Here is a 24,532-nt window from a genome sequence, read left to right as displayed (position 1 = left end):
CAGATGGGCCGCCGCCCTTGCGGTATTAGTCCACTAACCCGTACCATACAACCACCACGAGGGGGAAGCATGACCACGACAACCGAAGCCCACGAGGCCCTGACTGCCGCAATGCGGGAGTACGCGGATGCCGTCCGCGGGGACTGGAGCGAGTTCGACGGCCGGCGCGAGCAGGGCGTCATCGAGGCATGGATCGAGGAGATCCGCAAGCCGACGGCGACCACACTTCCCGAGTGGCGCGACCGGCTGGGCATCTGCCCGGATGGGCACGGGCATTGGGCCGGTCTGCGGTGGGGGCACTGTAGCCCCGAGGACTGCCCGACGCAGGCGAAGCGCGAGGCGGAGTGATGGGCGCCCCGGAACCACGCGACGAGCTGCGCACCGCGATCGGCGCCGTGCTGGTCAACGCCTTCAACTTCCCCGAGCGCGTGCAGGCCCGCCTGCTCGGGCAGGACATGGCACCGCTGATCGACAAGGTGACGGCCGCCGTTCGCGCCGCGGGGTTCGAGAAGGCGCCGGAACCCGAGTGGGAGTACACGGTACGACACAACGGCCCACTAGGCCTGTCGACCCCGTACTACTTCCTCACGCCCGAGGAAGCCGTTGAGTACGCGGCCCAGCACCCGGATACCCGAGCCGCTGTCCGCCGCAGGATGTTTCGCGCTGGCCCGTGGCTCCCGATCGGCGGCGAGTGATGGGCGCGCGCAAAGGCCTCGGCTGCCTTGAGCACCCGCAGTGGGGCTCCGTGATGGTCCCCATCTGGCTGGGTTGGTGGCTGCCGCGACTCCACATGCGGCTGCACGAACGCCGACACCACGCCGCGGCGCCGGTCGGGGAGGGGGAGCGATGACCGAACAGCAAGCACGCGACGAAGTGGGACTGCTGTTCGCGCGGTTCGACGCCTTCCGCAACAGCGGAATCTGCTCGCCCACGACGCGAGGCCTGCTGGACGACGCCGAACGACTCCTCCGGCGCGTGCTGGCGAAGGCAACGGAGGGGGAGCAGTGAGCGAGCGTTCGACGATCAGCGTCTACCCAGTGGGTCTGCTGTGGGATATCAAGCGGCGCCGAGTGTGGCGCGGTGTGCGCGGCTACCTCTGGCCCCAGGTTCAGCGCAAGAACTGGCGAGCCGTTCGGAACTACTTCAATGGCTACCTAGCCGAGATCGACTACCCGCCCGCGAGTCTGAACTTCTACCATTGCGGTAAGGGGTGGACCCAACGGGCCGCGCTCTCGTCGCTGGGTCGCCAACTGGGCGCCGACAACCCCGTGGTCCGCTACCCATGACCACCGAAGATCTCCTCGCGCTGCATGCCGCCGGCACCACTGCCGTCGAGATTGCGAGACGTATGGGGATTCCCGAGTGGCAGGTGAGAAGGCGGTTGCGGGAGGCGGGCGTCCCGGCGAAGCCGTTGCGCCGTTTGACGGCGGAGGAGCGGGACTGGGTGATGCGGTCGCGGGCTGAGGGTGTCCCGGCGGTGTGGATCGCGGAGACGCTGGACATCCAGGGCAAGGCGGTGAGCCGGTTGTGCCGCAATGATGCGGAGACGGATGTGTGGCAGCAGACCTGGCCGCAGATTTTTAAGGACGCTGAGCTGCTGAAACTCCACCAGGAGTTCAGCCCGAAGAAGAAAGTGAAGGCATGACATGACAACTTTGATTCCGAGCCAGGTGAAGGACGCACTCGCCCTCATGGAGGGACTGACCAAGATCATCGAGGAGATGGACGACGAGACCGAATGGGGGTCGGGGCTGCGGCTCATCCTGCCGGAGGCGATCCCGCTCAAGGCTGACGACAACAGCAGCAGCGAGCCGGTCGCCTGGCTGGTGGCCAACGACTTCAACGGCTATGACCTGTCGACGGTGAAGCCGGCATGACTGACCCGAGGATTACAGCAGTCGAGCAGTACCAGGCGTGGTCTGAGGAGATGATCCTCGGCGGCACACCCGATCCAACCGTGGAGCAGTATCAGGAGTACCTGCGGGTGCGCGACATGGAGGACCGGATGCGGCAGATCCGCGAGCTTGCGACCCGCGCGACGTTCGACGCTGACGAGGCGGAGCGACTGGCTCTCATCGCAGGATTGGCCGCCTGATGCCTCACCGCAGGCGCAGTAAAAGTGACCTTCCCGCCTACACCTCGGCGATGAACCTCGCGCACATCGGGGAGGGTCCGCAGCCGGACTGCTGGGAACACAGCGACGAGTTCAGCGACTACGAGATGGCGGACATGCCTGATCGTGAGACCGCTGAGCTGCTGTGCTCCCGATGCCCGCTTCTTCAGGTGTGCGCGGCGAACGCCAGGCACAGGAAGCCGGCTTGGGGAGTTTTCGGCGGCGTGGCCTACGTAAACGGCAGGCAGGCGCACCTTTTGGCGGAGGATGATCCTCGTCTTCAGGAAGCCGCATAGTCTCGTTGCGCTCAAGATTGGCTCAATAGTGGACTATTCCTTTGCTAACAGTGGACTAAATATGTAATCTGTGGGTATCGCCAGATAGGCGGTGAGCCACAGGATACAGAGGAGGTTCCACTATGAGCGGTTCCGGCGGACTCAGCAGGAGGAGGCAGGAGCGGCCACGCCGCTCCACGTACATCAAGCCGAAGCTGTGGAACGCAGCGCGGTATCACCGCAAGACCCGAAAGGGGTGGGCCGCCCACATGTAGTGGAGCAACCAGCCCCCCACCACCACATCTAGACCACCCGAAATCCGATCCAGAAACGCTCGCATTTAGTCCACTAATCAGGCTAGACTGGGCGGACCACACACCACCGAAGGGAGCCTTCCAATGGGATTCAAGGAAGACGTCGCTCGCAGGGTCGCCCTGCTGGAGCAGCGAAACAACATCGAAGATGAGATCGCCCTCATCGACAGCCGCCTGCTGGAGGAGCACTCCTACGGCACGCATGACGCCGGCGACTGGTCGCTGATCGTCAGCCACAACCGCCGGCTCAACCCCGAGGCCATCCAGGCCCGCTACCCGGTCGCGCAGTTCCCGCACCTGTACAAGCCCGCGGTGAACACCGAGGCCGTCAAGAAGCACATCGCACCGGTGGAGCTGGACGAGCTTTACTCCGAGGGCAAGCCGCGTTTGGTCGTGAAGTGATGGCCACGCAGGCGGAAATCGAGGCAGCCTCCCTGGTCCTCTGGAACGACTACGAGCAGCAGTATGACGCGACCGGCGTCGATGTCTCGACGTTCTACCCTCTCGCTATCGAGGTTCTCAATGCGGCAGCCGTGGCTCGCACGCTGACCACCCTGGAGAAGGAGGACGAAGCATGAGCATGCTCGACATCATCGAGGACGCCACGACCATCCTCGCGCCGCAGGAGCCCGGCGACCACGACCGCTTCTCGCACTACGTCCGCAAGGAGGACATCATCCGCTCCACGTTCGACAGCGTGCCGGTGACGGCGCTCTGCGGGAAGACGTGGGTGGCGAACAAGTCGCCGGAGAAGTACCCGGTGTGCCCCGACTGCAAGGCCGTCTTCGAGGACGACCAGAAGTTCCTGGGGAGCAACCTGTGAGCGGCCGGAAATCGGACTACGTGCTGGTCCCGAGTAAAGCGCACCGGGCGCTGGTGGCCCGCGAGACCGGCATCCCGGCACTCAATTCCGACGACTGGGGGCGCATCGAGGCCTGCCTCCGGGGCTACGCCGACGAGATCGTAGCTCTGCCTGAGAGCAAGCGGCACCCGCGGGCCGAGCAGACCATCCGCCGCACGCTCGACAAGGTGGAGCGCATCAATCAGACCGGCGACTACACACCACAGTTCGGAGGCTGAATCGCATGACCATCGACGTGAAGGCAGCAGTCCTCTCGACCATCGAGAAGGCGATCATCGGCGAGCCCCGCTCGCAGCAGACGATGATCGGCCCCTCGGAGATCGGGACGGCGTGCGAGCACTGCCTGTCGGCCAAGCTGGCCGGCTGGGAGCAGCGCGAGGACGCCGCCTGGCTGCCTTACGTCGGCACGGCCATGCACGCCTACCTGGAGCCCGTCTTCTCGTCCACCGAGGGCTGGCTGACGGAGACGCGGGTGAGCGTTGGGCGGATCGGGCGGTTCGAGGTGCATGGAACCTCTGACCTGTTCCACATCCCGAGCGGCACCGTGATCGACCACAAGCTCACCGGCGCCACGACGCTCAAGAAGGCGAAGGGCGGCCCCACACCGGTCTACCGCACTCAGGCGCACCTGTACGGCCTCGGCTTCCTGCGCGCTGGCCTGGACGTCAACACTGTGGCCATCAACTACCTGCCCCGCAACGCGATCAGCCTGCGGCACGGCGTCTGGTGGGATGAGCCCTTCAACCCGATGATCGCGCTGGACGCACTCGACCGGGCGGCGAAGATCGTTGACACCCTCGAGTCGTTCACCTCCGAAGAGGCGCGCGACGCCTACATCACCAGCCTTCCCCGCGATGCCGACTGCTTCAGTTGCGCTCGCTACCACGACGCGCCGAAAGCGGCGCCCAAGAACTCCCTCGACGCCATCCTCGGCTTCGCTGGGTGACTGAAAAATCCGAACAACCGACAAAAGGAGAGCAATCAAAATGAGCACCGGAATCCTCGACGACTTCCTCAAGGGCAAGGCAGCAAAGAACCCGTTCGCCAACGACGAGAACGACCAGATGGCGCCGTTCGGGACCAGCGTGACCGGCGAGATCCTTGACATCCAGGTCCGCCAGACCCGCAACGTCACGACCAACGAGCCCGAGGAGTGGCCCGACGGCAACCCCAAGCAGCAGGCCATCATCACCCTCCAGACGAAGCTCCGCGAGGATGCCGAGGATGACGGGCAGCGCACGGTCTACATCAAGCTCTGGGGTCTCCAGAAGAAGGCGCTCATCGAGGCGTCGCGTGAGGCGGGCGGCGGCCCGGTCGTGCGTGACTCCTTCACGGCCACCTTCACGGGTCTCGGCAAGAAGACGAACCCCGCCTTCAGCGCCCCGAAGCTGTACAAGTACGAGATCAAGAAGGCCTCGCCGCTGGACGCCGTGGTCTCCCCGGCACCCGCCGAGCAGTGGGCACAGCCCGTCGCAACCCCGGCACCGGCCCCCACGGCCGCTGGCATGAACACGGCGGTCGCCGACCAGATCAAGAAGCTGATCGGCCTGGGCCTCCAGGATGGCGACATCGCCACGGCGCTGAGCATCGACATCCAGACGGCCGCGGCGGTTCGCCTCCAGGCGGCGGCGGACGGCTCCCAGGGCTTCTAGGCCCGAACCGATTTCCCGCCGCCCCTGGAACCGGGGGGCTCCGCAAGTGGGGCGGCGGGAACGGGGTGACTCACCGTGACGAGTCAGGCCGGTAGCTCAACGGTAGAGCGGTAGCCCCGAGAAATGCAGCCGGGGGACCGATGCGGGTTCGAGTCCCGCCCGGCCACATTGACCACATAGTCCACTAATTTTGGAAGGAGTACGGCCCACTTGAACTCCTTCGGAGGCTACGCCGCGGTCGCCCAGCAGTATCGCGCCAACGGGTTCGCGCCCATCCCCGTCATCGGCAAAGGTCGTCAGGAAGACGGCACCGGCGGCCTCCCCAAGGGGGCAACGGGCCGTGAGGGCACCGTCACTGACGAGAAAATCGCCGAGTGGATCGCCAGCCCGTTCTGGCGGGACGCGAACATCGCACTCCGCTCCGACGGCTCGTGGATCGGCATTGACGCTGACGCCTATGACGGCAAGATCGGCGACGAGACCCTCGCGGCGATGGAGGAGGAGCTGGGGCTACTTCCCGCCACGATCTCCTCCACGTCCCGCGGCATCGACTCGCCCAGCCGCATCTACTTCTTCTCTGTGCCCACCGGCCTCAACTTCGTCACCCGCTTCACCGATGTCGAGATCGTGCAGCACTCGCACCGCTACGCGATGGTCTACCCCTCCCAGCACCCGCGCACCGGGCAGCAGTACGCCTGGTACGGCTACGAGGGCGAGCTGCTGGAGGAGATCCCGTCCGTAGGCGACTTCGAGGCATTGCCGGACGCCTGGGTGGAGCGCCTGTCGATCCCCGATCACGACGCTGAGGGGCACGGCTTCACCGGCGGGGTGGCGGAATGGCTGGAGGCGGCGCCGCAGGGCCAGCCGGGCTTCTTCATGGCCGCCCGGATGGGGGAGATCCCCCGTGACCGGCCGTTCGGGCACGACGAGATGGTGTCGCTGCAAGCCTCGTTCGTCAGCCTGGCGGCGTCCGGTGAGACGGGCGCGAAGGCCGCACTGAACACACTCCGGAAGGAGTGGCTGCGCGGCGAGTACAACACCCCCGACTACGCCAATGACTTCGACGTCAGCCTCGCCGGCGCGATCGCCAAGTTCGGCGCGCTCCCCGACGAGCCCGAAGACATCCTCACCCAGCAGCAGGCCGAGATCTACAGCCGCCTGAACAGCGAGGAACTGTTCGACGCCTGGACGGGTCTGCCGCGCGTCGTCACCCCCGATTCGCTGCGCGAGCGCGTGGCCCGCGTCATGTCGATCGCCTACGAGCAGGGCGGGTCCACGCTGGACGCCGCCACCCTCGGCTGGCATTCGGCCGCCGCGCAGCACGAGCACGGCATCCGCCAGCAGGGCCTCCAGGCTGTCTGGGATCTGGCGCTGCACGTCGCCAAGAGCCCGGTGGTCAGCGAGCAGCAGTTCGCCGCTGAGCCGGAGCCGGAGCCTGCCGTGAAGCCGGAGCCGGTGCGGCGGGTGAGCCTGCTGAACGAGTACGAGCGGGAGAGGGTCGCCGACGCCGACTGGTGGGGCGAGGAGTTCATGCGGGCGATGGCCGTGATGAACCCGGTGCTCAGCGAGCCGTACTACCGGCTCAACCGCTGGATCGCCCTCAGCCTGTGTTTCGCGGACAAGGCGGTCATCCCGTGGACGAACGGCACCCACCTGATCCTCAACTTCTACGGCATCATGGTCGGCCCCTCGAACAGTGGGAAGACCGAGGCGCTGGAGCCGGTGAAGGAGATCGCCCGGCAGTTCTGGCTGGGCATGGACGACCCGGACATCGGTGGGGATGCGACGCCGGAGGCGCTGACGGCTGCGCTCATCCGCCGGGACGGGAAGCCGTCGCTGATCCACGCCGATGAGGCGGATGCGAAGTTCCGCAAGTGGGCGGATGTGCGTGGCCCGTACTCCGGGATGCCGCACCTCATCACCGAGATCTACACCGGCAACGTGCCGGCGATCTGGCGGAACACGCAGAGAGACATCTCCGGCATTCACGCCAAGGCTTTCCCCAACGTCCACATGATGGGCATTCAGCACAAGATCGCTGACGCCATCCACCCGGACGACTGGATCACCGGCTACATCAACCGGTTCGTGTGGGCGAACGGTGAGCGGAAGACACTGACCGCCGAGCAGAAGAAGGCGCCGATCAGAAGGTCGGGCCAGTCAGCGTCGGGCGCGAAGACCACGAACTGGTACCAGCAGTGGACGGCCATGTTCAAGATGATCGAGAACACCACGCTCAAGCCGGAGACGGGCCAGAAGTACGCCTGGATCGACATCGCCGATGACGTGCTGGACCGCGACGTGCAGATGAAGGAGACGTTCGAGGCGATCGCGCAGAACTCGCCGTACGAGGAGAGGCTCGAGCCGACGTTCAAGCGGCTGGAGAAGACGATCCTCAAGTGCGCAGCGCTGGTCGCCATCACGAAGAGGCGAAGGCAGATCGAGATGGACGACTACCTGATCGCGCTGGAGCAGGCGGAGGAGTGGGCCGAGAACATCCTCGACATGGTGGCGGCCACCGACGAGACGCCGCGGGCTCGGGAAGTCAACAAGCTGTACGACCTGCTGGTGAGCCGGGGCGGCCGGATGGCGCCGTCGGCCATTCACCGCGAGAAGGCGTACGCAGGCCAGTCGAAGTACACCAAGGGCCTCATCGAAGAACTGGTCGCACAGGGGAGGGCTGAGGTTCTCCCGCTGCCCGGACCCGAGCGGGCCGAGATCATCCGAATTGTGAAGGAGGAGCAATGACCCTGACAGGTTTCAAGGCCAAGAATCACCCGCAGCAGACTGGCGCGCGGGGAGCCCTCGACGAGGTGGATGACCGCGGCACGGCGCCGGAGTATTTCGACCCGTGGAACGAGCGGTTCGGCGGTTTCACGCTGGACGTCGCCGCAGCCCCGCACAACGCGAAGTGCGAGAAGTTCTACACCCGCCAGGACGACGGGCTCGCACAGTCGTGGGCGGGGGAGCGCGTGTGGTGCAACCCGCCCTATTCGGGCCTGTATTCGTGGGTCGAGAAGGCGTGGCGCGAGCACCCGCATACCCGCGGGATCGTGATGCTGCTTCCCGCTAACCGAGTTGAGCAGAAGTGGTGGCAGGAACTTGTCGAGCCGTACCGCGACAGGCCGGGCTCACCGCTCTCGGTGGAGTTCCTGCCCGGCCGCATGAGGTTCGTCAGGCCCAACGTCGTCATAGGACCCAAGGGTGACCGTCCGCCATTCGGATGTTGCCTGTTGATCTGGAAGGAGGAGCAATGAACACCGCACTGGAGGAGGCGATCTTCGTCCACGAGCACCGCGACAACCTGGACCGCCAGGCCCGTTTCGATGCCGCCGTGTCGCTGGCCGAGTGGGGCGTGTTCAGCGGCGCCCAGATCGGGACGATCACCGGCTTGAACCGCGCGACCGTGGCGAAGCTGATCGGCAAGAAGGACCGCACGGGTGGCCGCCTGACGGTGGAATCCCTGAAGCCGCTGCTGCACCTCGCGCAGCTCAGAAGGCGCGACGAGGTGGATGTGCTGGCTGTGAAGGAGGCGCTGGACGCCGGCGCCAGCCGAAGGATGTGCGCGCGTTTGACGGGGTGGTCCGAGGGACAGCTCCGCAGGCAGGCAGACCGCGCGGAGGCAATGACGATGAAGGAAGGGGTTGCCGCATGAAGGATTACAGTCACCACACTGTGCTCGAGCTTTTCGCCGGCCACGGCGTAGGGGTCGCCATCAAGGAACTTGGGGCGAACGAGCACGCAGTCGAGAAGGCGCCGGACGCAATCGCAACGCGGCGGGCCAACGGCATGGACATCGCCTACGAAGACGTCTGGGACGTCCACCTGGCCGAGGGGCTGGAGCACGACACTCAACACGGCTCGCCGCCCTGCCCGTCGTTCAGCGCCGCCGGCAAGGGGAGTGGCCGCAAGCAGATGCCGCTCATCCTCGACGCCATCCAGGATGGTATCTGGCGCGACATCCACGAGCTGCGCGCCTGGTCGGACTCTCTTGAAGACCCCCGCACCGGCCTCACGGTGGTGCCGCTCCACTACGCCTACCGGTTCAACCCGACCTACATCTCGCTGGAACAGGTGCCCGCCGTCCTCCCGATCTGGGAGGCGTACGCCGAGGTTCTGCGCGGCATGGGGTACTCAGTCTGGGTGGGCAATCTCCAGGCCGAGCAGTACGGCGTGCCGCAGACCCGCAAGCGCGCGATCCTCATGGCGAGGCGCGACGGCAAGGAGGCGAGGCCGCCGAAGCCGACTCACTCGCGCTACTACTCCCACGACCCCGAGAAGCTGGACCCCGGTGTGGCGAAGTGGGTCTCGATGGCTGACGCGATCGGCAGCATTCCCGCCGACCGGCCTAGCCCCACTGTGACAGGGGGGGGGTGTGATGACAGGCGGCTGGGAGCCCTTCGGGACGGGCGGCCGGCGGGCGATCCGCAATTCACTGTCGTCAGCAACTACGGCACCGGCGGAGATCCTGCAAAGCGAGGCCGCCGCATGAGCACCGAGCCCGCCGCGACCATCACCAGCAAGTTCGACCGGATGAAGAAGGTGGCCAGTGGAGCCTTGGGTTTTTGAACGACCAGCCCCAACCATTGTCGGAAGTAGAAGAAGTGAAGGAGGACTACTCGTGGGGCGACAGATGAATGACAACTCGCGGCGGGACATCGGGGGACACCAGACCAGCGTTGGTCTGCGAGCAGGTATGCTGCCCGGCGTCCGAGTGACCATCGAGGAGGCGGCGGCACTCCAGTCATACCCCGCCGACTTCAAGTTCGCTGGCACGAAAGGCTCCATCGGTCTCCAGATCGGGAACGCCGTCCCGCCGCTGCTGGCCAAGGCGATCCTTGAGGAGCTGTGGTCGTGAATCAACCGCTCCCCGTGTACCCGTGGCCGCTGTCTGACGCCCGCATGGCGCTGCTGAAAGCGGCGAAGGCGTCCCTGGGCCTGCCGTACCTGATTCAGCCCGTACCGGCGGTCCCTGGCTCGCCTGGCCGCGTTCTGTGCTTCGGGGCGGTGCAGCCGTGGCTTGCCCCGTACGCCCCGATCCTGCCGGAGAACGTTGACAAGGTGGAGTCGATCGCCGCGGCGCTGCGCTTCTGCCTGGAGGATTCGAGTGCCCGCTTCGATGACGCCTCGTGGCTGAGCCGCGCGATGGGCGTGCCGGTCACCTACTCGCATTCCGAAGACCACACGGGGAAGGTGGTGTTCGCATGAGCGCCTCTGCCGTGAAGGTCTACGTCGCGCACTGCGAGGAGTGCGACTGGGAATCCGACGAGTCGTACGACGATGAGTGGGACGCAGATCGGGCCGCCGAGGCGCACAATGACGTCTGCCCGCACGCTCAGGGCGTAGACGAGTCGGGCATGACCGAGCGCGAAGCGTTCCAGGCGGCCCTTGATGAGGCTGTCGAGCGGGCCAAGGTGGCGGCGGCATGAGCGTCACGGCGAAAGACATTCTGGCTGCGGTGAGAACGAAGCACCTGAAGGACGCCGTGATCCGCGAAGTGGTGATGACCGATCCGATCGAGATGGCGATCCGCCGGCGAGTGCACACTGAAGGCCCGCATGCCGAGTTCTACCGCAAGCACTACGCCAAGCGTGGCGAGATGGTTGCTGATGAGATCCCCGAGGGCTGGTCGCTGCGCGGTAGCATCCCGACCCGCCGCATCGACGCGCTCATCCTGAGCGGGACGCAGACCACGGCCGTCGAGATCAAGGTGAGCCGTGCCGACTTCCTGCGCGAGACGCCGGAGAAGCGCCGCGCCTGGATGGCTGTGTCCAACCGCTTCGTGTACGCGGCGCCAGTCGGTCTGATTCGCCGCGAGGAGGTTCCTGCGGGCTGCGGGCTCTGGGAGTTCGACCCCGAGCGCATCTACGACTGGCGATGGGGAAAGGCAGGACTACACGCCACCGTGAAGGCGAAGATCAACAAGGACCCCGAGCCGCTCCCTCGCCAGGTGCTCGTCGCCCTCGCCTACCGGGTCGGAAAGTACGAGGCGGCGGCATGAGCGAGGACTGGGCTGAGTATTTCAAGCGGGTCCGCGCCGAGGCCGCGCAGGAGGTGGTCATCCCGCCCGTCACAACCACCATCCTCGAGCAGGAGGACGTGGACCCTGCCACCCTGCCCGCTGGCGCAATCAAGCGCCTGGTGGGCCGTCTGACGGCTGCGCAGTGGCCGACTGTCCGACTGGCGACGTCGCTGGTCCACGTCTCGGATGCGTTCCGTGTGGCCGACTCGAAGTTGAAGCCGGGAGAGGAGACGCCGGCGAACCGGAAAGGCGACTTGAAGAAGGCTGCCCATGACGTGCGGCGGTGGTGGGTTGTCGCCATCCACCCGACCTACCGGCTGGGTATGCGCGTGGAATACCTCGAAGGCGTCACGGCGAAAGGGGGGCGGTCATTCACTTTCCAGTCTGCGGAGTGCCGCGACCCACTGGGTATGCCGGTCGAACTGTTCGTCAACTACGAGCCGAGCAGTGACGACCTGAAGCAGGTCAAGGATGAGCCGGGCTGGGCGCATGCGGAGCGGGTGGCGCGCGTGAAGGCCGACGCGGAGCGGCGCGATTACGCCTACAACACGGGGCATTCGTGGCTGAACACCCGGCCGCTGTTCAAGGCCGCGGGGGAGTTCACCGCCTGGCTGGATGAGGCAATCGACATGACAACGAAGAAGGAGGCGGCATGACGACCAAGGGATCGCGGCGCCGCAACGGCGTGCGCAACAAGAACTTCAGCATTCCGTGCACGGACGAAGAGTACGAGCTGCTGCACCAGGCCGCCGCGATGGCCGACCAGTTCGGAGCGGCCTGGGGGCGAGACATCCTCGTCGCCGCGGGGTTGCGCGCCAGGTGGAGGGGGCAGGCGGCATGAACGGCTACACGGTAAGGCAGATACCGGGTGGGATGGGGCGCGACTTCATCAAGGAGCACCACTACACAAAAGGGTGCCACAACGGCCCAATGTGCTGGGGTCTCTTTGACAGCGAACGCCTCATTGGCGTGTGCGCCTTCGCCACGCCAAGTTCGGAGAATGTGCGATCGAGTGTGTTCGGCGTGGAGCACAAGAGCCGTGTTACCGAGTTGCACCGGCTTGTGATTCTCGATGAGACGCCCACCAATACGGAGTCCTGGTTCATTGTGCGCGCCCTGCGCGGGCTCCAGGAGTATCGGCCGGGGATCTGGGCTGTCTTGTCATTCGCGGATGGGACAGAGGGCCACGTTGGGACGATCTACCAGGCCACCAACGCGCTGTACTGCGGCACAACTGGACGATCCCGCTTCTGGCGCGACCAAACCGGCAGGCTGCGCCATCCCCGGCAGAATGGGCACAACATCACGCCAGAAGAAGCCGCCGAGCGTGGCTGGGTGGGGGAAATGCGGGACGCAAAGCACCGCTACCTCTTCCTCCTGGGCGACGGGCCAGCGCATCGCCGGATGCTGCGCCGGCTAGTGCAGGTCAACGTACTCGAGGGCTACCCGAAACGGCCGGAGGTTGCAGCATGACCTACATGCAGATCACGGACCCCGGTTGGAACACCGGGGTCGCCCTCGCCTACTACGACGCCATCACACCGTTCCAGCTTGTGAAGCGATTCCAGGTGCACGGCGGGCTGAACGGTTTCCTCGCATGGCTGGACACCGGCGGGGTGGGCGCCCCGGTCGACGAGTACGTGGTGGAGAAGTTCATCCACGACCCGAATGCCGATGCCGCGGACCTGAGTGGTGTGCCGATCGAAGGCGTGATCGCTCACCTGGCTCACATCGAGGAAGTTCCAGTGATCTGGCAGACGAGGAGCGACAAGAGTGGACTAATCGGCTATCCTGAGAGCGCCAAGACCAAGGCGCAACGCCAGCGCGTCCGGTTTGACTTCCTGGAACGCCACGGCCTGTTCGTTCCCGGCACCGAGAACGACGACACCAACGACTGCGCGACCCACGGGCTTGTGAGCCTCAAAAGGCGTAAGCACATGCCCACCCTGAATTTCTACTTTGGAAGGAGAGCCGCATGAAGATTGCCGAGAAGTGCTCATGCGGCGCCCGATTCGAGATAGCGGTGTTCCCAAACTCCGCGCTCGAGCGGTGGGATTGGCGGATGGAGCAGATCAAGGACTGGCGAGCATCGCATCGCCACGAGATGCCGGAGGAGCCCGCAGACCAGCCGATGATCCACGAAAGCGGTTCGTCTCACGAGCGGCTCGGTGACGAGTATCCGGTCCTGGATCGCGCGCGTCCCGCGGGCTTCCGGGCGAACGACTAAGGCCCCAGTCCGAAGACCAGGGCCTAGGCCGAGACGTCGATCACCTGCTCTCTTTGCTCCGCTTGCGTGGGGAACGAAGAGGGCAGGTCTAGTTGGCGGCCCCCTGGTAGACGGGCGCCTTTGCCAGGCCGAGCAGCCAGCCGAACTTCGGCGAGACGTAGACCTCAAGCAGTCGCACGATGGCGTAGTAGACGGCCGACGATGCGGCAGTCAGGCCCGCGATGAGCGAGGGCTCGAAGGCAGGGTCAACGGGGATACCTGCGGCGGTGAACCCGCCGAGCACTGCGCCGACGGCGATGGGGATGAGGGTTCGCACGAGCGAATCCCAGATGTCTTTCATAGGGCCTCCTTGAAAGTAGGTGATCTCAGTTTAGTGGACTAACGACCCGCGACGCGGAGGACGGCCTCATCCTGGTAGCGCGTGTTCTCGGTCATCACGAACGACAGCATGCCGGGCTCGGAGTATTCGCCGGTGGCCATCTCGAAGTAGGGGGAGCCGTTGTCCTGCGAGGGGGTCTGCCGCCAGAGGCACGAGCCCCAGTCGCTCATCTTGTCGTGGTGGAAGTGGTGGGTGATGAGCACGTCAGCCTCGCCGAGGCGGCCGAACTTGCCGCGCCCGAGGGCCATGTTCTTCATCCAGGTGTGCGCCTTCTTGTCGATCGTGGCGCCGGATACCCCCTTGGCGTAGATGTCGCCGTGCGTAGTCACCAGGACCCAGCCGAACACCTCGCACCAGACGCCTGCCTCCGACTCGGCGATCGTCCATTCGATCTTGTCGGCGTAGTCCGGGTCGCGGGAGAGGGCGAGCTTGGCCATCTCGAAAGCGTGGGTGTCGTCGTTGTCGTCGAGGGTCGTGTACTTGCCGTTGATCCGGTTCTCGCCGTGGTTGCCGCGGGCAGCGAGCACCTTGATGCGGGAGAACATCGGGCCGAGGCTGTCGATGGTGTGCAGGATCATGGAGACGACGCCTTCGACCTGCTGCTTGCGGTTCAGGTCCAGCGAGAAGGCCTGGTTGCCGTAGATGACGCAGCCTTCGACCAGATCGCCGCCACCCACGACGACGAGCGTGGAAAGCCGCCGGCCGAGCGCGCGCAACTCAAGGACGCGCTGCTGCGCGAGGGTGATGAACTCGTAGAACTGCTTGATGGCGCGCGGGGAGCCGCCGTTGTAGGCCTGGCCGAGTTGGATGTCGTTGATCGAGATGATGAACGCCGAATCCTCGTCGGACTCAATGGGCACATAGGCCGATGGGCGGGCGGGCGACTGGGCGCGCAGGGAGTTGAGGAGTGCGAGCGGGTCGATGTCGGTTGCCGACCTGACGAGCTTCTTGTTCCGCCTGGTCGCTGAGAACTTGTTGGCGTAGAGCGTCTTGGTGACCTGATCGCGGGTGTGCTGGAGGTAGATGGAGTGGCCGTGCGACGTGTCGAAGTCGTCGGGGTTGTGCCCGTCGAGCCGCAGGTCTTCCAGCCACTCGCTGAGCGGGATCACGCGCTCGGCGACCTTGGTGAGTTTGAGCGTCCCGTCTGCGAGGACTTCGCGTTCTTCGAGGAGCTGGCGGCCCTGGGGGTAGATCGCATTGCCGCCCCCCTGCGCCGAGCCCGTGGAGGCGCTGACGCCGGACTCTTTCCGCACGTCGACAACGAGACCGGAGGACACCCCCCACTTCTCCATGATGTCCTTTTTCCGCATGCCAGAACGGCAATCGGAAATGAAGTCAGGATTGTCCCAGAGGGGCGATTTAGCCATGTCGGCTCCTTTGTGGTCTACCCGTCAGTTTAGTGGACTAACGCGACCTATTCGCGGGGTTTACCGTCCCGCATGAAGGCGTCCCGCGGGCCTTGGTCGCGGCGCAGATCGAGGAAGGCAGCCCATGCGAAGTAGCTGAGCACCCCGTACAGGAGGAGGGCGATCCACTCGCGGCCAGGGAACTCGCCGAACAGGCGGGTCGCGATCACGAACACGATGATGGCGATGAGGGCGATCTTCTGGCCGAGCAGGATCTTCGACACCGGCATCAGCGTGCGGATGTCGAACACGCGCCGCTGGTGCTTCGTGCCGGGCACCGGGTCGGTGGTGAAGAAGAAGACGAACTGGGTCAGCGGGATCAGCCAGCACGCCAGCACCGCTAGGGTCAGGAATTCGATGGTCATGGGTTATGCGTTCCTCGGTGTCGCGGCGGAACGGCGGGCAAGGTCAGCGGCCCACCGTTCGCCGAAGTGGTTACGGCGGCCGTGCGCTTCAACGCGGCTTGTGAGTTGCTCGATCTCTGCACTGCGCGAAGCGGCCGAGATGATGGACTTCTGCGCCACGACGTTGGCCTTGTCGGCTTCAGCCTTGAGATCGGCGCCGGCGAGTTTCCGTAGTATCCGAAATGCCATCAAGCTCACCTCCTTCCGCTCGGGGCAGCGCATCCAGCGCGCGGGCTACAACGGCGGTGGCGTCGACCAGCTTGGTGATCTGGTCGTCCTTGATCTCGCCCGCCTGTTGCGACTTCTCGAAGGCGTCTTTCCATGAGCTGGCGGCGTCCTTCCAGGAGTTGGCGTTCGACTTGGGTACGAGATCTCCGCGCAGGATCATCACCACGATGATGACGACCAGCGCTGTCGGCCCCACATCGCCGATGCGGAAACTGGAGATGAACTCGCCCCAAGGGTCCATGATTACCTGCTTGCGGGGGAGGCTCGGCGGCGGTACATCAGCCCGCCCGCAGCGTCAGTTTCGCGAGCGCACCATCGACGATCGCCGCCACCTCTCCGGGGGTAGCGCCGTCAACGCCACCCAAGCCCGCGACGATCTCCGCACGGAGAGCAACCCCGAAGTCGGCCAACTGCTGCATGAACGACGCACCGAGACGCCCCTCCATGTCCGCGATGAGCGCCTCGAAGTCCACGTTCTCGCCGGCTGCGAGCTGCCCGAACGCGGTCGCCAGCGCGGAGAGTCGGCTCGCCGTGTCCTGGTGGTAATCCCAGAGCACCCTGCCGTCCTCAGCCCGAACGAACATCCGATTGTGGATATCCTCGACCTTCTGATCGGTGGCCTGCGGGTAGCCGTAAGGCACGCCGCCGCTCTCACCCTTCTTCAGGTAGTTGGCGATCTCGCTGGAAACAATGCCCCGCAACTGGGCTTCGGTGAATGGCATGTCGTCCTCCTCGAACGGGGTGTAGCCGCCACCCGAGGGCGCGGCGAGAGCTTCACGGATGAGAATGGTCGGGTCGGTGAATGCCGTGAGGGTGCGATGCCCGGCGATCATCTCGAAAGCCGAACGCGGGTGACCGCCGACGACGAAGTGCAGGTGCGGGCCGTCCCACGCAGTCCCACCCCACTCAGGGGAGTTCTTGTCGCGGGAACCGAGCGCCACGCGACCGACACGTTCACCGCGACCGATCCGCTGCCCGACGCGGGGGAGCCTGTCGCCCGCGAGGTGACAGTACGAGTGGTACCGCCACGCACCAGGGAGCCCGGTGTCGATGACCACGACCCACGCCATCGTGCCGGTTCGCTCGACATGGACGACCACGCCGCCGAACAGCGCGGGGACGTCGCCGATGCGCTTCATGTCCAAGCCGATGTGCTTGCCGAAGACGATCGTGTAGGAGCCGCCGGGCTTGCCGAACGCCCACCCCCAGAACTGCGACGACCAGAAGTCCACAAGTGATCTCATTGCACTTAGCCCACGGGGTATTCGCCGGAAACGGTGATGCCACCGGACCCGGATTTTGCGACCACAACGCTTCCTGCCGGCGTGAACTGCACCTCTTTGGCCACGTCGTTGTACGACGAGGTGAACGTCATAACTTTGGTCGGTCGGTAGCCGGAAGGGATGGGGGCGATGCTCCAGTTGCCTGCGCCCCACGAGCCGTTGGTGGCCGAAACGTTGAAGTGCACAACGTTGCCGATGCGGCGGAAGATGATGCCCGTGCCGTACGGCGTGAAGCCGGTGCCGGAGGGTGTGACTGTCTGCCACCCCGTGTCTCCGCCGTCTCGCATCCACCCGGTCGTGGGGAAGACGCTGGTGTTGTTGTAGTACCTCTCGACGTAGCCCAGGTCTTCGCGGAACACGGCATTGCCGTGAACCGGGGACGGGAAGAGGTCGTTGCGCGCACCCTCGTCGGCAACGGGCTGGGGAAACTTCTTGGCGAGGTTGTTGAGTGCCAGCTCGATGGCATCCGACTGCCCGTTGAGCAGGGCGTCGAGCGCGGCAGTATCGGTGTCGTCGTAGTAGGGGAGGTTGTGAGTCGGGGTGGGCATTGATGCTCTCCTAGTAGATCCGGGTGACGGCGAGCGACTGGTAGCCCCACAGGGCCACGCCGGTGCCGGTGCCGCCGATGCCGCGCCGCAGTCGGATGGTCACGGCCGAGTTGGCGGGGACGGAGATGACCATTGCGCGGGCGATGGTGGTTGTGGCGTCGGTGACGCTGCAAGACCGTGGGCCGATGGCTTCGGGCGACATGATGCCCACAACTTCGGTGCCGAGCAGCGCGTCCAGGACGCCGCCGCCGAGGAACGCGGACACCTGGACCACGAGGAGCCCGCTGCCGGTCGTGTTGACGGTGAGCGAGCAGTCGTAGACGGGATCGAACGGTCGCCAAGTGGTGCTACTGATCGTGGTGTCGCCGCCTGTTAGCGTGGAGCGCGAGTCGTATGACGTCTGCGACTGGAGGAACGCCACCTGGCCAGCGATCTGCCCCTGCGCGGCGGCGAGGGCCGTCTGCTGGACCGCGAGCGCTGCCTGCTGCTCCTTGACGAGCAGAACAGCCTCGCTCAGGCTGGCGACGGTGGCGGCCAACCCCTTGTCGGTGGCTTTGCCGTCGAGTGCGGAGCGGTCCATCTGTCGCTCGATAGCATCGAGTCTGCCGTCCACGCTGCGCTTCCACGGCTGGTCACCAGGACCACCGAGAGCAGCATTCGGGACAACGGGCATGTGCCCAGTTTAGTCCACTAATCCTTGGAGTGGTGCGATGTTGACGTCCTTGATCGTCTTCCCCGCCCAGCGTGCCTTCCACTGCCCAATGGTCTCGCCGGTGCGGTAGACGTCGGCCACGGTGTTGTCGCGCTCAGCGGTGTAGTTGATGCTTCCCTGCGTGAGGGTGGCGGTGCGGATGCGGTACCAGGAGTCCTCGTAGCGCACCCGCGCACCGCCGACGTTGCCGAATGCCTGGTTCTCGAAGTCGTTGGCCACCGAGGCGAAAAGGGTGGCGTTCCACTCGCCGATCGTGCCATCGAAGCCGGGGGTCGCTTTCAGGCTGCCGATGGTGGCGCCGGGGTACATCGCCTTCAGGTCGCCGATGGTCGGGTAGACGTACGAGCCGGTGTCGCCGCGCCTGTTGATGCCTTTGGAGCGGACGGTGATCGTCTGGCGGGGCGTGCCGAACCGCGTGCTGGCCCACAGGAGGGCGTGGTAAAGCTGGTCCCACGTCTCGAATGCTTCGTTGTCGATGGTGACGCCGACTTCCTGCGGCGCCCGGTCGGTGTCCGTGCAGGCGACGAGCGTGTGCAGTTCGCGGCGGTAGAACACGCCGGTCCCGCGGATGCGCAGCGAGGAGTAGTAGTCGGATGTGCCTGCCGAGACGGCGATGCGGTATGGGGCGTACTCGGTCTCTGTCGACGCCTTGATCGTGACTTTCAGGCTGCGAGTGTCTTCGCCGATCGCAACGGTCACGCTGCCCCCGCCGGCGGCCCACTGGGCGGGTGGGATGGCGATACCGTCGTTGCCGCTGACCGAGTACACGCTGGTCGCCTCATGGGTGCGATCCACGAACTCCACGCAGACCGGCTGTTCAACGGAGGACAGCGAGGCGTCCAGGTCCAGGTCGAGCACGACTGTTGCGCCCGCGTCGACGGTCACGCCGTCAGCATTCTGCACGTCCGGGGTCCAGCCGCCGGGCGGGTAGGCGAGCTTCGTGCCGGAGGTGGTGTTGTAGACGTAGCCTTCCACCCGCTGAGCAAGGTTCGACTCGTCCAGCGTCCAGGTGACCCCGGCGTCCCGGTAGTTCTCGGCGATGCGGCCACGGAACGGCCGGAAGACGATGTTGCTGCTGGCGAGGGTGAACTCGAAGCCGCGCGCCGGGCCGAGCTGCTTCAGCTTGTCGTAGACGACCGCATCCCAGCCGGGCAGTTTCACCGGCACGTTCTCGAGCGTCTCGTCGATGACGATGCCCGAGGTGATGCCGCACAGCCCGAGGTAGTAGCGCAGTGCTCCGCCGAGCGTGCCGACGAACGGGGCGGCCTTACGGGTGACGGCGGTGAGCGCAAGCCGCGAGTCGGCGGTGATCGTGGCGGCAAGCCCGGTGCCGTTGAGCCCGCGCACGATGCCGCTCGTCTTACCCTGCGCACCGTCGGTGAATTCCAGCGCCTTCCCGCCGAGCAGCTTGATGCCCGGCTTGTCGCGCACGGTGAAACTGATCTGCCCCGTGCCGCCGGTCATGTCGGACGGGTCGACGGGGGTGGAGTCTTCGACGATCGAGTAAGCGCCGGTCGACCAGAACGGCTGGCCGCCGATTGTGACATCGACCCCCGTTCCGCTCACTGGAAGTCCTCGGTCTCGGTGAGCTTGATGGCCAGGCCCACCCGGTCGTGCCGGTTGGTGAGGTGGTAGGGCACGGCGCGCGGCTTGCCTTCGATCGTGCAGCCGGATGCGCCCTGCCCGAGGATGAAGCCGCCGAGACTGGGGATGGCGAACCCGCCGCCGTACGGGTCTTCACCGTAGCCGCCGATGCCGTAGCCGACGCCATCCGTGGGCACGATGCCGGAGGGGAGGACCTGCACCATCATGCCCGCGATGGTGGAGTAGCCGTTGCCGATCTCCAGGCTGATCTCAATGCCCGACTGGTCGCCTGCCGACGCGAAAGCGTGGCTGAACCGCTCGCGGGTGGAGACGGGGGACACCGGCACGATCGTGGCGGCGCCGGAGACGATGCCCGCCATCGTGGGCTGCACCTGGACGCCCAGGGTGGAGAGGATGTCGCCGTGCACCCCGATGACAGCGGTGTGTCCGGGCGGGATGGGGATGTAGAACGACCGGGACTTGTCGGTGGTCGTCAGGTCGTAGCGAGCCATCTCGTACGGGTAGTCGAGGCTCATGTCGCTGTTGTAGACGATCTTGGGCCGCTTGTTGCCTGCCAGCGGCACGCCGTCTTTCGCGGTGATTCCGGGAGCCGACCAGGCGGGGTTGAGGAGGTTCTGGTCGGCGGCGATCGGGTCGACGAAGTAGATGGGGTCGGAGCCGTAGATCCCGTAGGCGTAGTCGGTGACCTGGCGGGCCTGCTCGCGGGTCATCGAGTTCCAGGTGAGCGTGTACTCCTGGTGGCCGTTCACCGACTCCCGGATGGCGACACCGCCGTTGGTGAAGTCGAGGCGCTCGGAGAACCCGTTGGATGTCTGCGCGCGGCCAGGCGCGTCGACTTTCACCCAGCGCATTTTCCGCTTGGTGCCGAAGTACATGGACCGCATCATCCGGCTCTCCTCGCTGTGGCGTTCGCGTTCGCGCCGTTGGTCACGGCCTGGAGGGTCTGTCCGGGGATGGAGATGCCCACGTTGTCGCGGATGTCGCTGAGCAACTGGCGGTCGTACGGCGACAGTTCGACCATCCCGCTGCCACTGGCTGCCAGCCCGGATGGCGCGAAGCCCTTGCCGGATTTGAGCATGTTGTGCATGTAGGCCATCGCGTTGGGGCCGCCGGCGTTGCGGACAGCGGGCGCCGACATGACGAACTCTTTGCCGTGCACCAGGCCCGCCACGTCGTTGACGCCGCCGTTGCCGGTGTAGCCGCCGGAGCGGAAGCCGAGCTGGCTGTACGAGTCGAGGAGCTTCTTGAGGGCGTCTTCGAGGCGAGTGGTACCGATGTTCGAGTTGCCGCCCGCCGCCGCATACGCGGAAGCGAGACGCCCGCGCATGGCGATGATCTCAGCCTGGAGCGATTCTTTCGCGCCCGTCGTGTCCCCGAACGTGGAGACCGGAACGCTCAGCCCGCCGCCGGAGTTCAGCGCCGCCTGCGCCTTCGCCTTGAACTCTTCGATCGCGGTGAGGGCGGCGTTGCCGTCGAAGTCGATGGTGACGTCGCGGGGGATGTTGCGGATGATCGTGCCCATGTCGTCAAACGCCGCGGCGTACCGCTCGATCTCGCTGCGGTTGTAGCCCATCTGAGCGGCCTGGTTGACGAACTCCGCCCGGAGCCGCTGCGACTCCCGCTCCAGCTCCGCCTGCTCCATGCCGGAGGCGGCGAGGGCCTGGAGGTAGTTCTGGTAGTTGCCGACCAGGCCGAGGATCTCCGCGCGGTTGGCGATCGCGGCGTCCGAGTTGCCTTCGAGGGTCTTGTTGCTCTTGTCCTGCGCGGCGGTCAGTTTCTTCTGCGTACCGGTCTGCTTCTGATCCAGTTCAGCCAGTTCGGCCCGCAGCTTGCCCGCACGTAGCGTGTCGCCGTAGTTCTCGGCGACCATGAGCCAATACTTCTTGATGTTGCGGTCGGCGGCCATGTCGGCAAGTTCGGCGCGGTAGCCGGCGGCTTCTTCGCGCGCCTCCTCGGCGGCCTTGGCGATGGCAGACCAGCCGGTGGAGATCGTGTCGAACGCCTGGTCGCCGCCGAAGCGGATGTCGAACGAGCGGGAGAAGACGCTCTGCAAGTCGCTCGCGTAGTCGGCGAGGGTGCGGACCTTCTGGGTGGCCGCCGCCGCCCCGCCGCCCAGGTCACTGTACGACTCGGTGGCACCCTCGTTGGCGGTCTCGATCTTCTGCGCGGCGCTCTGACCGGTCACCCCCAGAATGTCGACCTGGTTGATGAAGCCGCCGGTGATGCGCGACATCTCGTTGACGGTGCGACCGATGACACTTCCGAAGGCACCGGCGCCCTGGCCGATGGCGTCGGCCCGCCCGCTGCCCCAACCAGCGTCGATCGGGCCAGTGCCCCCGGCCGCGAAGGCGGACTGGAACTTCGCCCCACCCACGCGGGCGGCGTTTTCGAGCCGCTGGAAGTAGTCGAGGACCGCATCTTCGCCGCCAGCGGCCGAGGCGCGGATAACCTCGTCCATGTTGGCGCCGATGGTGGTCCAGTAGTCCGTGAACTCAGCGTTGCCCGCGAGGTTGCGGAACGCCTCGTTCTGCATGAGCTGGTTGCGTACCCATGCGTTCGTGTTCTCGCCGAGGTACTGCGTGTTGGTCTGGATGGCGTCGTTGGCGTTGCCGATCGCGGGCGGCGTGAGGCCGAGCACCGTGGCGGTGTTGGAGATCGCAGTGGCGTTGTCGGCGAGGCTCGCGCTGTTCGTGTCGACACTGGGCGTCATGGCGACGAACGAGTTGGCGAGGGCGAAGTTGCCTTCCACCATTGCCTGCGTGTAGGTAGCCCGGTCGGCCGCGAGAGCGTCACTGAGTCCCGCGGTGGAGCTGACGTAGGTGTTGAAGGCGTTCTCGGCGGAGTTGCCGGTGGCCATGAACGCGGCGGCCAGCGTGCCGAGGGCTACGACCACGAGGCCGATGCCGGTGGATGCGAGCGCCACCTTGAAAGCGTGAACACCGGCGGTGGTCAAGCCCATCGAGGTGCCGACAGAGCCGATCGCCGCCGACAGGCCCCGGAACGTGAAGATGGAGGCGGCCGACGTGATATTGAGCGACACCATCGCGGTGCGGAGGGCAGCCATCGAGGCGATGGTGAGCGCCCCGGCGGCGACAACAGCGGCAAGGATTGCGACGATGCCGCCGAGCGCCGCGGCGATGCCGATCACCCACGAGCCGACCGGGTTGGCTGCGAGAGCCGCGAAGCCTTGGAAGAGTTGGGCGAGGAAGTCGAGGGCCACCTTGATGGCGGGGGCCAGCACGTCACCGACAGCCGCGCCCGCCTCGGAGAGCGCGTTGACGAAGATCTGCCACTTGGAGGCCAGGTCGTCGACCACCAGGCCGTAGGAGCCTGCGAGGTAGGTGCCCTCCTGGTAGGCCTGGTTGGTGCTGGCGAGCTGCTCGTTGTAGAACTCGACGTTGTTGGCCAGCGCGGTGAACAGGCGGACCTCGCGGGTCTCCACGATCCCCAGCGCGTCCAGCGCGGCAGTCAGGTCGCCGGTCTGGCTCAGCCCCTTCAGCAGTGCACTAATCGCACCCTGGGGGCCGTCAGGCGAGTTCCATGCGGAGGCGAAGTCTTCGGCGGCCATGCCGGAGATGGCGGCGTAGTTCTGGAGCGCGTCGCCGCCCTCGGAGACGTCGCGGGTGATCTGCTGGAAGACGCGCTGCGTGGCACCCTGGGAAGCCTCGAGCCCGATGCCGAGCGAGGAGAGGGTGGCCGACAGCGCGACAACCTGGTCAGCAGTCAGCCCGACTTCGTTGCCGACGATGGAGAGACGCTGGGCGTAGTTGAGGACGTCCTGCTCGGTGGCGACTGAGGTGTTACCGGCGTAGAGGATCGCCGAGCCGAGCTTGTTGAACTCCGATGTCGGGACACCGAGCAACTGGGCGATACGGCCGAACCCGGTGGCGGTGGCATCGAGTGTCGTGCCTGCGGTGGCCGAGAACTGCGCGATCGACTCGGAGAACGAGGCCAGGTCGCCCGCCGCGATGTTGAGCTGCGCACCGAGCGTGGCGATCTGCGAGACTTCGCCGAACGAGGTGGGGATCTCGCGCGTGAGCTGCATGAGCTGGCCGCGAAGGTTCTCGGCGGCCAGCCCCGACGTGCGGGACGTCCTCTCGACAGACGTGAAGGAGGACTCGAAGCTGGCCGACAGAACGCCGACCGCCACGCCGGCGGCGGTGAGCGCTCCGGCTGCGACCGTCGCCGTGCTGGCAACGTCGTAGAGCGCGTACCGCAGGCGGGGGAGCGTGGACTCCAGCTCTTTGTTCTTGGCATTCGCCTCATCGGCGCCACCTGCGAGCCCGCGCAACTGTCCGCCCGCAGTGCTGGCTTCGGCTCCGGCGCCCTTGATCTGGCCGGAGACGCGAGCGACCGTGCGGCCGTACTTGTCCCACTGTTTGTCGCCCGTGCTCTCGTAGAGGCTCTCGAATTGGGCGACAGCCTTGTCGAGTCCCGTGACGATAACTTCAAGCTCTGCCCGAGCGTTGAGGTTATCCATGCAAGGCTCCGATCAGGCGAAC

Annotated in this window: 37 protein-coding genes; 27 read left to right on the top strand and 10 right to left on the bottom strand. The window is 65.9% G+C overall.

Annotated elements, in window-relative coordinates; translation table 11 throughout:
* The first annotated feature begins 69 nt into the window (after positions 1 to 69).
* The 27 genes from NQ151_RS06085 (at position 70) to NQ151_RS05955 (ending at position 13,465) form a co-directional block, all read left to right on the top strand.
* The gene (locus NQ151_RS06085) at positions 70 to 348 is read left to right on the top strand and encodes a hypothetical protein (protein ID WP_257527372.1); all 279 of its coding nucleotides are present in this window, start codon (positions 70 to 72) and stop codon (positions 346 to 348) included.
* Positions 348 to 695: a hypothetical protein gene (locus NQ151_RS06080; RefSeq protein ID WP_257527370.1), complete on the top strand. Its 348-nt coding sequence runs from the start codon at positions 348 to 350 to the stop codon at positions 693 to 695. Before NQ151_RS06085 ends, NQ151_RS06080 begins: the two co-directional genes overlap by 1 nt.
* Positions 696 to 846: 151 nt before the next feature.
* Complete coding sequence (locus NQ151_RS06075; protein ID WP_257527369.1) at positions 847 to 1,008, top strand: hypothetical protein; 162 nt, start codon at positions 847 to 849, stop codon at positions 1,006 to 1,008.
* A complete protein-coding gene (locus NQ151_RS06070) occupies positions 1,005 to 1,286 on the top strand; it encodes a hypothetical protein (RefSeq protein ID WP_257527367.1) in 282 nt (93 codons plus the stop codon). Before NQ151_RS06075 ends, NQ151_RS06070 begins: the two co-directional genes overlap by 4 nt.
* Positions 1,283 to 1,645 (top strand): hypothetical protein, encoded by a 363-nt coding sequence (locus NQ151_RS06065; RefSeq protein ID WP_257527366.1) that lies wholly within the window; start codon positions 1,283 to 1,285, stop codon positions 1,643 to 1,645. Before NQ151_RS06070 ends, NQ151_RS06065 begins: the two co-directional genes overlap by 4 nt.
* Position 1,646: 1 nt before the next feature.
* Positions 1,647 to 1,877 carry a hypothetical protein gene (locus tag NQ151_RS06060; protein WP_257527365.1) on the top strand — a complete coding sequence of 77 codons (231 nt, stop codon included), beginning with the start codon at positions 1,647 to 1,649 and terminating at the stop codon, positions 1,875 to 1,877.
* Entirely contained in the window at positions 1,874 to 2,095 is a 222-nt protein-coding gene (locus NQ151_RS06055) for a hypothetical protein (protein WP_257527364.1), read from the top strand. The genes NQ151_RS06060 and NQ151_RS06055 overlap by 4 nt, the downstream gene beginning before the upstream one ends.
* Before the next feature lie 50 nt (positions 2,096 to 2,145).
* The gene (locus NQ151_RS06050; RefSeq protein ID WP_257527363.1) at positions 2,146 to 2,409 is read left to right on the top strand and encodes a WhiB family transcriptional regulator; all 264 of its coding nucleotides are present in this window, start codon (positions 2,146 to 2,148) and stop codon (positions 2,407 to 2,409) included.
* Positions 2,410 to 2,786: 377 nt separating this feature from the next.
* Positions 2,787 to 3,104 carry a hypothetical protein gene (locus tag NQ151_RS06045; protein ID WP_257527362.1) on the top strand — a complete coding sequence of 106 codons (318 nt, stop codon included), beginning with the start codon at positions 2,787 to 2,789 and terminating at the stop codon, positions 3,102 to 3,104.
* Positions 3,101 to 3,280, top strand: a complete 180-nt coding sequence (locus NQ151_RS06040; protein ID WP_257527360.1) for a hypothetical protein — start codon at positions 3,101 to 3,103, stop codon at positions 3,278 to 3,280. Before NQ151_RS06045 ends, NQ151_RS06040 begins: the two co-directional genes overlap by 4 nt.
* Positions 3,277 to 3,525 carry a DUF3039 domain-containing protein gene (locus NQ151_RS06035; protein ID WP_257527358.1) on the top strand — a complete coding sequence of 83 codons (249 nt, stop codon included), beginning with the start codon at positions 3,277 to 3,279 and terminating at the stop codon, positions 3,523 to 3,525. Before NQ151_RS06040 ends, NQ151_RS06035 begins: the two co-directional genes overlap by 4 nt.
* A complete protein-coding gene (locus NQ151_RS06030) occupies positions 3,522 to 3,782 on the top strand; it encodes a hypothetical protein (protein ID WP_257527357.1) in 261 nt (86 codons plus the stop codon). Before NQ151_RS06035 ends, NQ151_RS06030 begins: the two co-directional genes overlap by 4 nt.
* A gap of 5 nt (positions 3,783 to 3,787) precedes the next feature.
* Entirely contained in the window at positions 3,788 to 4,510 is a 723-nt protein-coding gene (locus tag NQ151_RS06025; protein ID WP_257527356.1) for a hypothetical protein, read from the top strand.
* Positions 4,511 to 4,550: 40 nt separating this feature from the next.
* On the top strand, positions 4,551 to 5,216 hold the full coding sequence (locus NQ151_RS06020) for a hypothetical protein (protein ID WP_257527355.1): 666 nt from the start codon (positions 4,551 to 4,553) through the stop codon (positions 5,214 to 5,216).
* 210 nt (positions 5,217 to 5,426) lie between these two features.
* The gene (locus NQ151_RS06015) at positions 5,427 to 7,964 is read left to right on the top strand and encodes a bifunctional DNA primase/polymerase (RefSeq protein WP_257527354.1); all 2,538 of its coding nucleotides are present in this window, start codon (positions 5,427 to 5,429) and stop codon (positions 7,962 to 7,964) included.
* Positions 7,961 to 8,473, top strand: a complete 513-nt coding sequence (locus NQ151_RS06010) for a DNA N-6-adenine-methyltransferase (protein ID WP_257527352.1) — start codon at positions 7,961 to 7,963, stop codon at positions 8,471 to 8,473. The genes NQ151_RS06015 and NQ151_RS06010 overlap by 4 nt, the downstream gene beginning before the upstream one ends.
* The gene (locus NQ151_RS06005) at positions 8,470 to 8,871 is read left to right on the top strand and encodes a hypothetical protein (RefSeq protein WP_257527351.1); all 402 of its coding nucleotides are present in this window, start codon (positions 8,470 to 8,472) and stop codon (positions 8,869 to 8,871) included. Before NQ151_RS06010 ends, NQ151_RS06005 begins: the two co-directional genes overlap by 4 nt.
* Positions 8,868 to 9,785 (top strand): DNA cytosine methyltransferase, encoded by a 918-nt coding sequence (locus NQ151_RS06000; protein ID WP_257527350.1) that lies wholly within the window; start codon positions 8,868 to 8,870, stop codon positions 9,783 to 9,785. Before NQ151_RS06005 ends, NQ151_RS06000 begins: the two co-directional genes overlap by 4 nt.
* 64 nt (positions 9,786 to 9,849) lie before the next feature.
* Complete coding sequence (locus NQ151_RS05995; protein WP_257527349.1) at positions 9,850 to 10,074, top strand: DNA cytosine methyltransferase; 225 nt, start codon at positions 9,850 to 9,852, stop codon at positions 10,072 to 10,074.
* Positions 10,071 to 10,424: a hypothetical protein gene (locus tag NQ151_RS05990; protein WP_257527348.1), complete on the top strand. Its 354-nt coding sequence runs from the start codon at positions 10,071 to 10,073 to the stop codon at positions 10,422 to 10,424. The genes NQ151_RS05995 and NQ151_RS05990 overlap by 4 nt, the downstream gene beginning before the upstream one ends.
* Entirely contained in the window at positions 10,421 to 10,645 is a 225-nt protein-coding gene (locus NQ151_RS05985; protein WP_257527347.1) for a hypothetical protein, read from the top strand. Before NQ151_RS05990 ends, NQ151_RS05985 begins: the two co-directional genes overlap by 4 nt.
* The gene (locus NQ151_RS05980; RefSeq protein WP_257527345.1) at positions 10,642 to 11,217 is read left to right on the top strand and encodes a hypothetical protein; all 576 of its coding nucleotides are present in this window, start codon (positions 10,642 to 10,644) and stop codon (positions 11,215 to 11,217) included. The genes NQ151_RS05985 and NQ151_RS05980 overlap by 4 nt, the downstream gene beginning before the upstream one ends.
* The gene (locus NQ151_RS05975; RefSeq protein ID WP_257527344.1) at positions 11,214 to 11,894 is read left to right on the top strand and encodes a hypothetical protein; all 681 of its coding nucleotides are present in this window, start codon (positions 11,214 to 11,216) and stop codon (positions 11,892 to 11,894) included. Before NQ151_RS05980 ends, NQ151_RS05975 begins: the two co-directional genes overlap by 4 nt.
* Positions 11,891 to 12,079: a hypothetical protein gene (locus NQ151_RS05970; RefSeq protein ID WP_257527343.1), complete on the top strand. Its 189-nt coding sequence runs from the start codon at positions 11,891 to 11,893 to the stop codon at positions 12,077 to 12,079. Before NQ151_RS05975 ends, NQ151_RS05970 begins: the two co-directional genes overlap by 4 nt.
* Positions 12,076 to 12,711, top strand: a complete 636-nt coding sequence (locus tag NQ151_RS05965; RefSeq protein ID WP_257527342.1) for a Mom family adenine methylcarbamoylation protein — start codon at positions 12,076 to 12,078, stop codon at positions 12,709 to 12,711. The genes NQ151_RS05970 and NQ151_RS05965 overlap by 4 nt, the downstream gene beginning before the upstream one ends.
* On the top strand, positions 12,708 to 13,217 hold the full coding sequence (locus tag NQ151_RS05960) for a hypothetical protein (RefSeq protein WP_257527341.1): 510 nt from the start codon (positions 12,708 to 12,710) through the stop codon (positions 13,215 to 13,217). The genes NQ151_RS05965 and NQ151_RS05960 overlap by 4 nt, the downstream gene beginning before the upstream one ends.
* Positions 13,214 to 13,465: a hypothetical protein gene (locus NQ151_RS05955; protein ID WP_257527340.1), complete on the top strand. Its 252-nt coding sequence runs from the start codon at positions 13,214 to 13,216 to the stop codon at positions 13,463 to 13,465. The genes NQ151_RS05960 and NQ151_RS05955 overlap by 4 nt, the downstream gene beginning before the upstream one ends.
* An 88-nt stretch (positions 13,466 to 13,553) precedes the next feature.
* On the opposite strand, the gene NQ151_RS05950 is transcribed toward NQ151_RS05955, so the two are convergent.
* The 10 genes from NQ151_RS05950 to NQ151_RS05905 all read right to left on the bottom strand — a co-directional run bounded on the left by NQ151_RS05950 (position 13,554) and on the right by NQ151_RS05905 (position 24,510).
* A complete protein-coding gene (locus tag NQ151_RS05950; RefSeq protein ID WP_257527339.1) occupies positions 13,554 to 13,805 on the bottom strand; it encodes a hypothetical protein in 252 nt (83 codons plus the stop codon).
* 38 nt (positions 13,806 to 13,843) lie between these two features.
* The gene (locus NQ151_RS05945; RefSeq protein ID WP_257527338.1) at positions 13,844 to 15,154 is read right to left on the bottom strand and encodes a hypothetical protein; all 1,311 of its coding nucleotides are present in this window, start codon (positions 15,152 to 15,154) and stop codon (positions 13,844 to 13,846) included.
* 104 nt (positions 15,155 to 15,258) lie between these two features.
* On the bottom strand, positions 15,259 to 15,615 hold the full coding sequence (locus tag NQ151_RS05940) for a hypothetical protein (RefSeq protein WP_257527336.1): 357 nt from the start codon (positions 15,613 to 15,615) through the stop codon (positions 15,259 to 15,261).
* 178 nt (positions 15,616 to 15,793) lie between these two features.
* Complete coding sequence (locus NQ151_RS05935) at positions 15,794 to 16,123, bottom strand: hypothetical protein (RefSeq protein ID WP_257527334.1); 330 nt, start codon at positions 16,121 to 16,123, stop codon at positions 15,794 to 15,796.
* A 37-nt stretch (positions 16,124 to 16,160) separates the two neighbouring features.
* Positions 16,161 to 17,126: a M23 family metallopeptidase gene (locus NQ151_RS05930; protein ID WP_257527332.1), complete on the bottom strand. Its 966-nt coding sequence runs from the start codon at positions 17,124 to 17,126 to the stop codon at positions 16,161 to 16,163.
* Between the two features lie 5 nt (positions 17,127 to 17,131).
* Positions 17,132 to 17,713: a transporter substrate-binding domain-containing protein gene (locus tag NQ151_RS05925; RefSeq protein ID WP_257527331.1), complete on the bottom strand. Its 582-nt coding sequence runs from the start codon at positions 17,711 to 17,713 to the stop codon at positions 17,132 to 17,134.
* Positions 17,714 to 17,723: 10 nt separating this feature from the next.
* A complete protein-coding gene (locus NQ151_RS05920) occupies positions 17,724 to 18,386 on the bottom strand; it encodes a hypothetical protein (protein ID WP_257527330.1) in 663 nt (220 codons plus the stop codon).
* A gap of 9 nt (positions 18,387 to 18,395) precedes the next feature.
* Positions 18,396 to 19,991, bottom strand: coding sequence for a hypothetical protein (locus tag NQ151_RS05915; protein WP_257527329.1), 1,596 nt, complete (start codon positions 19,989 to 19,991; stop codon positions 18,396 to 18,398).
* Positions 19,988 to 20,917: a hypothetical protein gene (locus tag NQ151_RS05910; RefSeq protein ID WP_257527328.1), complete on the bottom strand. Its 930-nt coding sequence runs from the start codon at positions 20,915 to 20,917 to the stop codon at positions 19,988 to 19,990. The genes NQ151_RS05915 and NQ151_RS05910 overlap by 4 nt, the downstream gene beginning before the upstream one ends.
* Positions 20,914 to 24,510, bottom strand: coding sequence for a phage tail tape measure protein (locus tag NQ151_RS05905; RefSeq protein WP_257527327.1), 3,597 nt, complete (start codon positions 24,508 to 24,510; stop codon positions 20,914 to 20,916). The genes NQ151_RS05910 and NQ151_RS05905 overlap by 4 nt, the downstream gene beginning before the upstream one ends.
* Positions 24,511 to 24,532: the final 22 nt, after the last annotated feature.

Source organism: Microbacterium sp. zg-YB36, assembly GCF_024623575.2.
Taxonomy (GTDB): domain Bacteria; phylum Actinomycetota; class Actinomycetes; order Actinomycetales; family Microbacteriaceae; genus Microbacterium.
The sequence above is the reverse complement of the archived record's forward strand: the minus strand, read 5'-3'. Positions and strand labels throughout refer to the sequence as shown.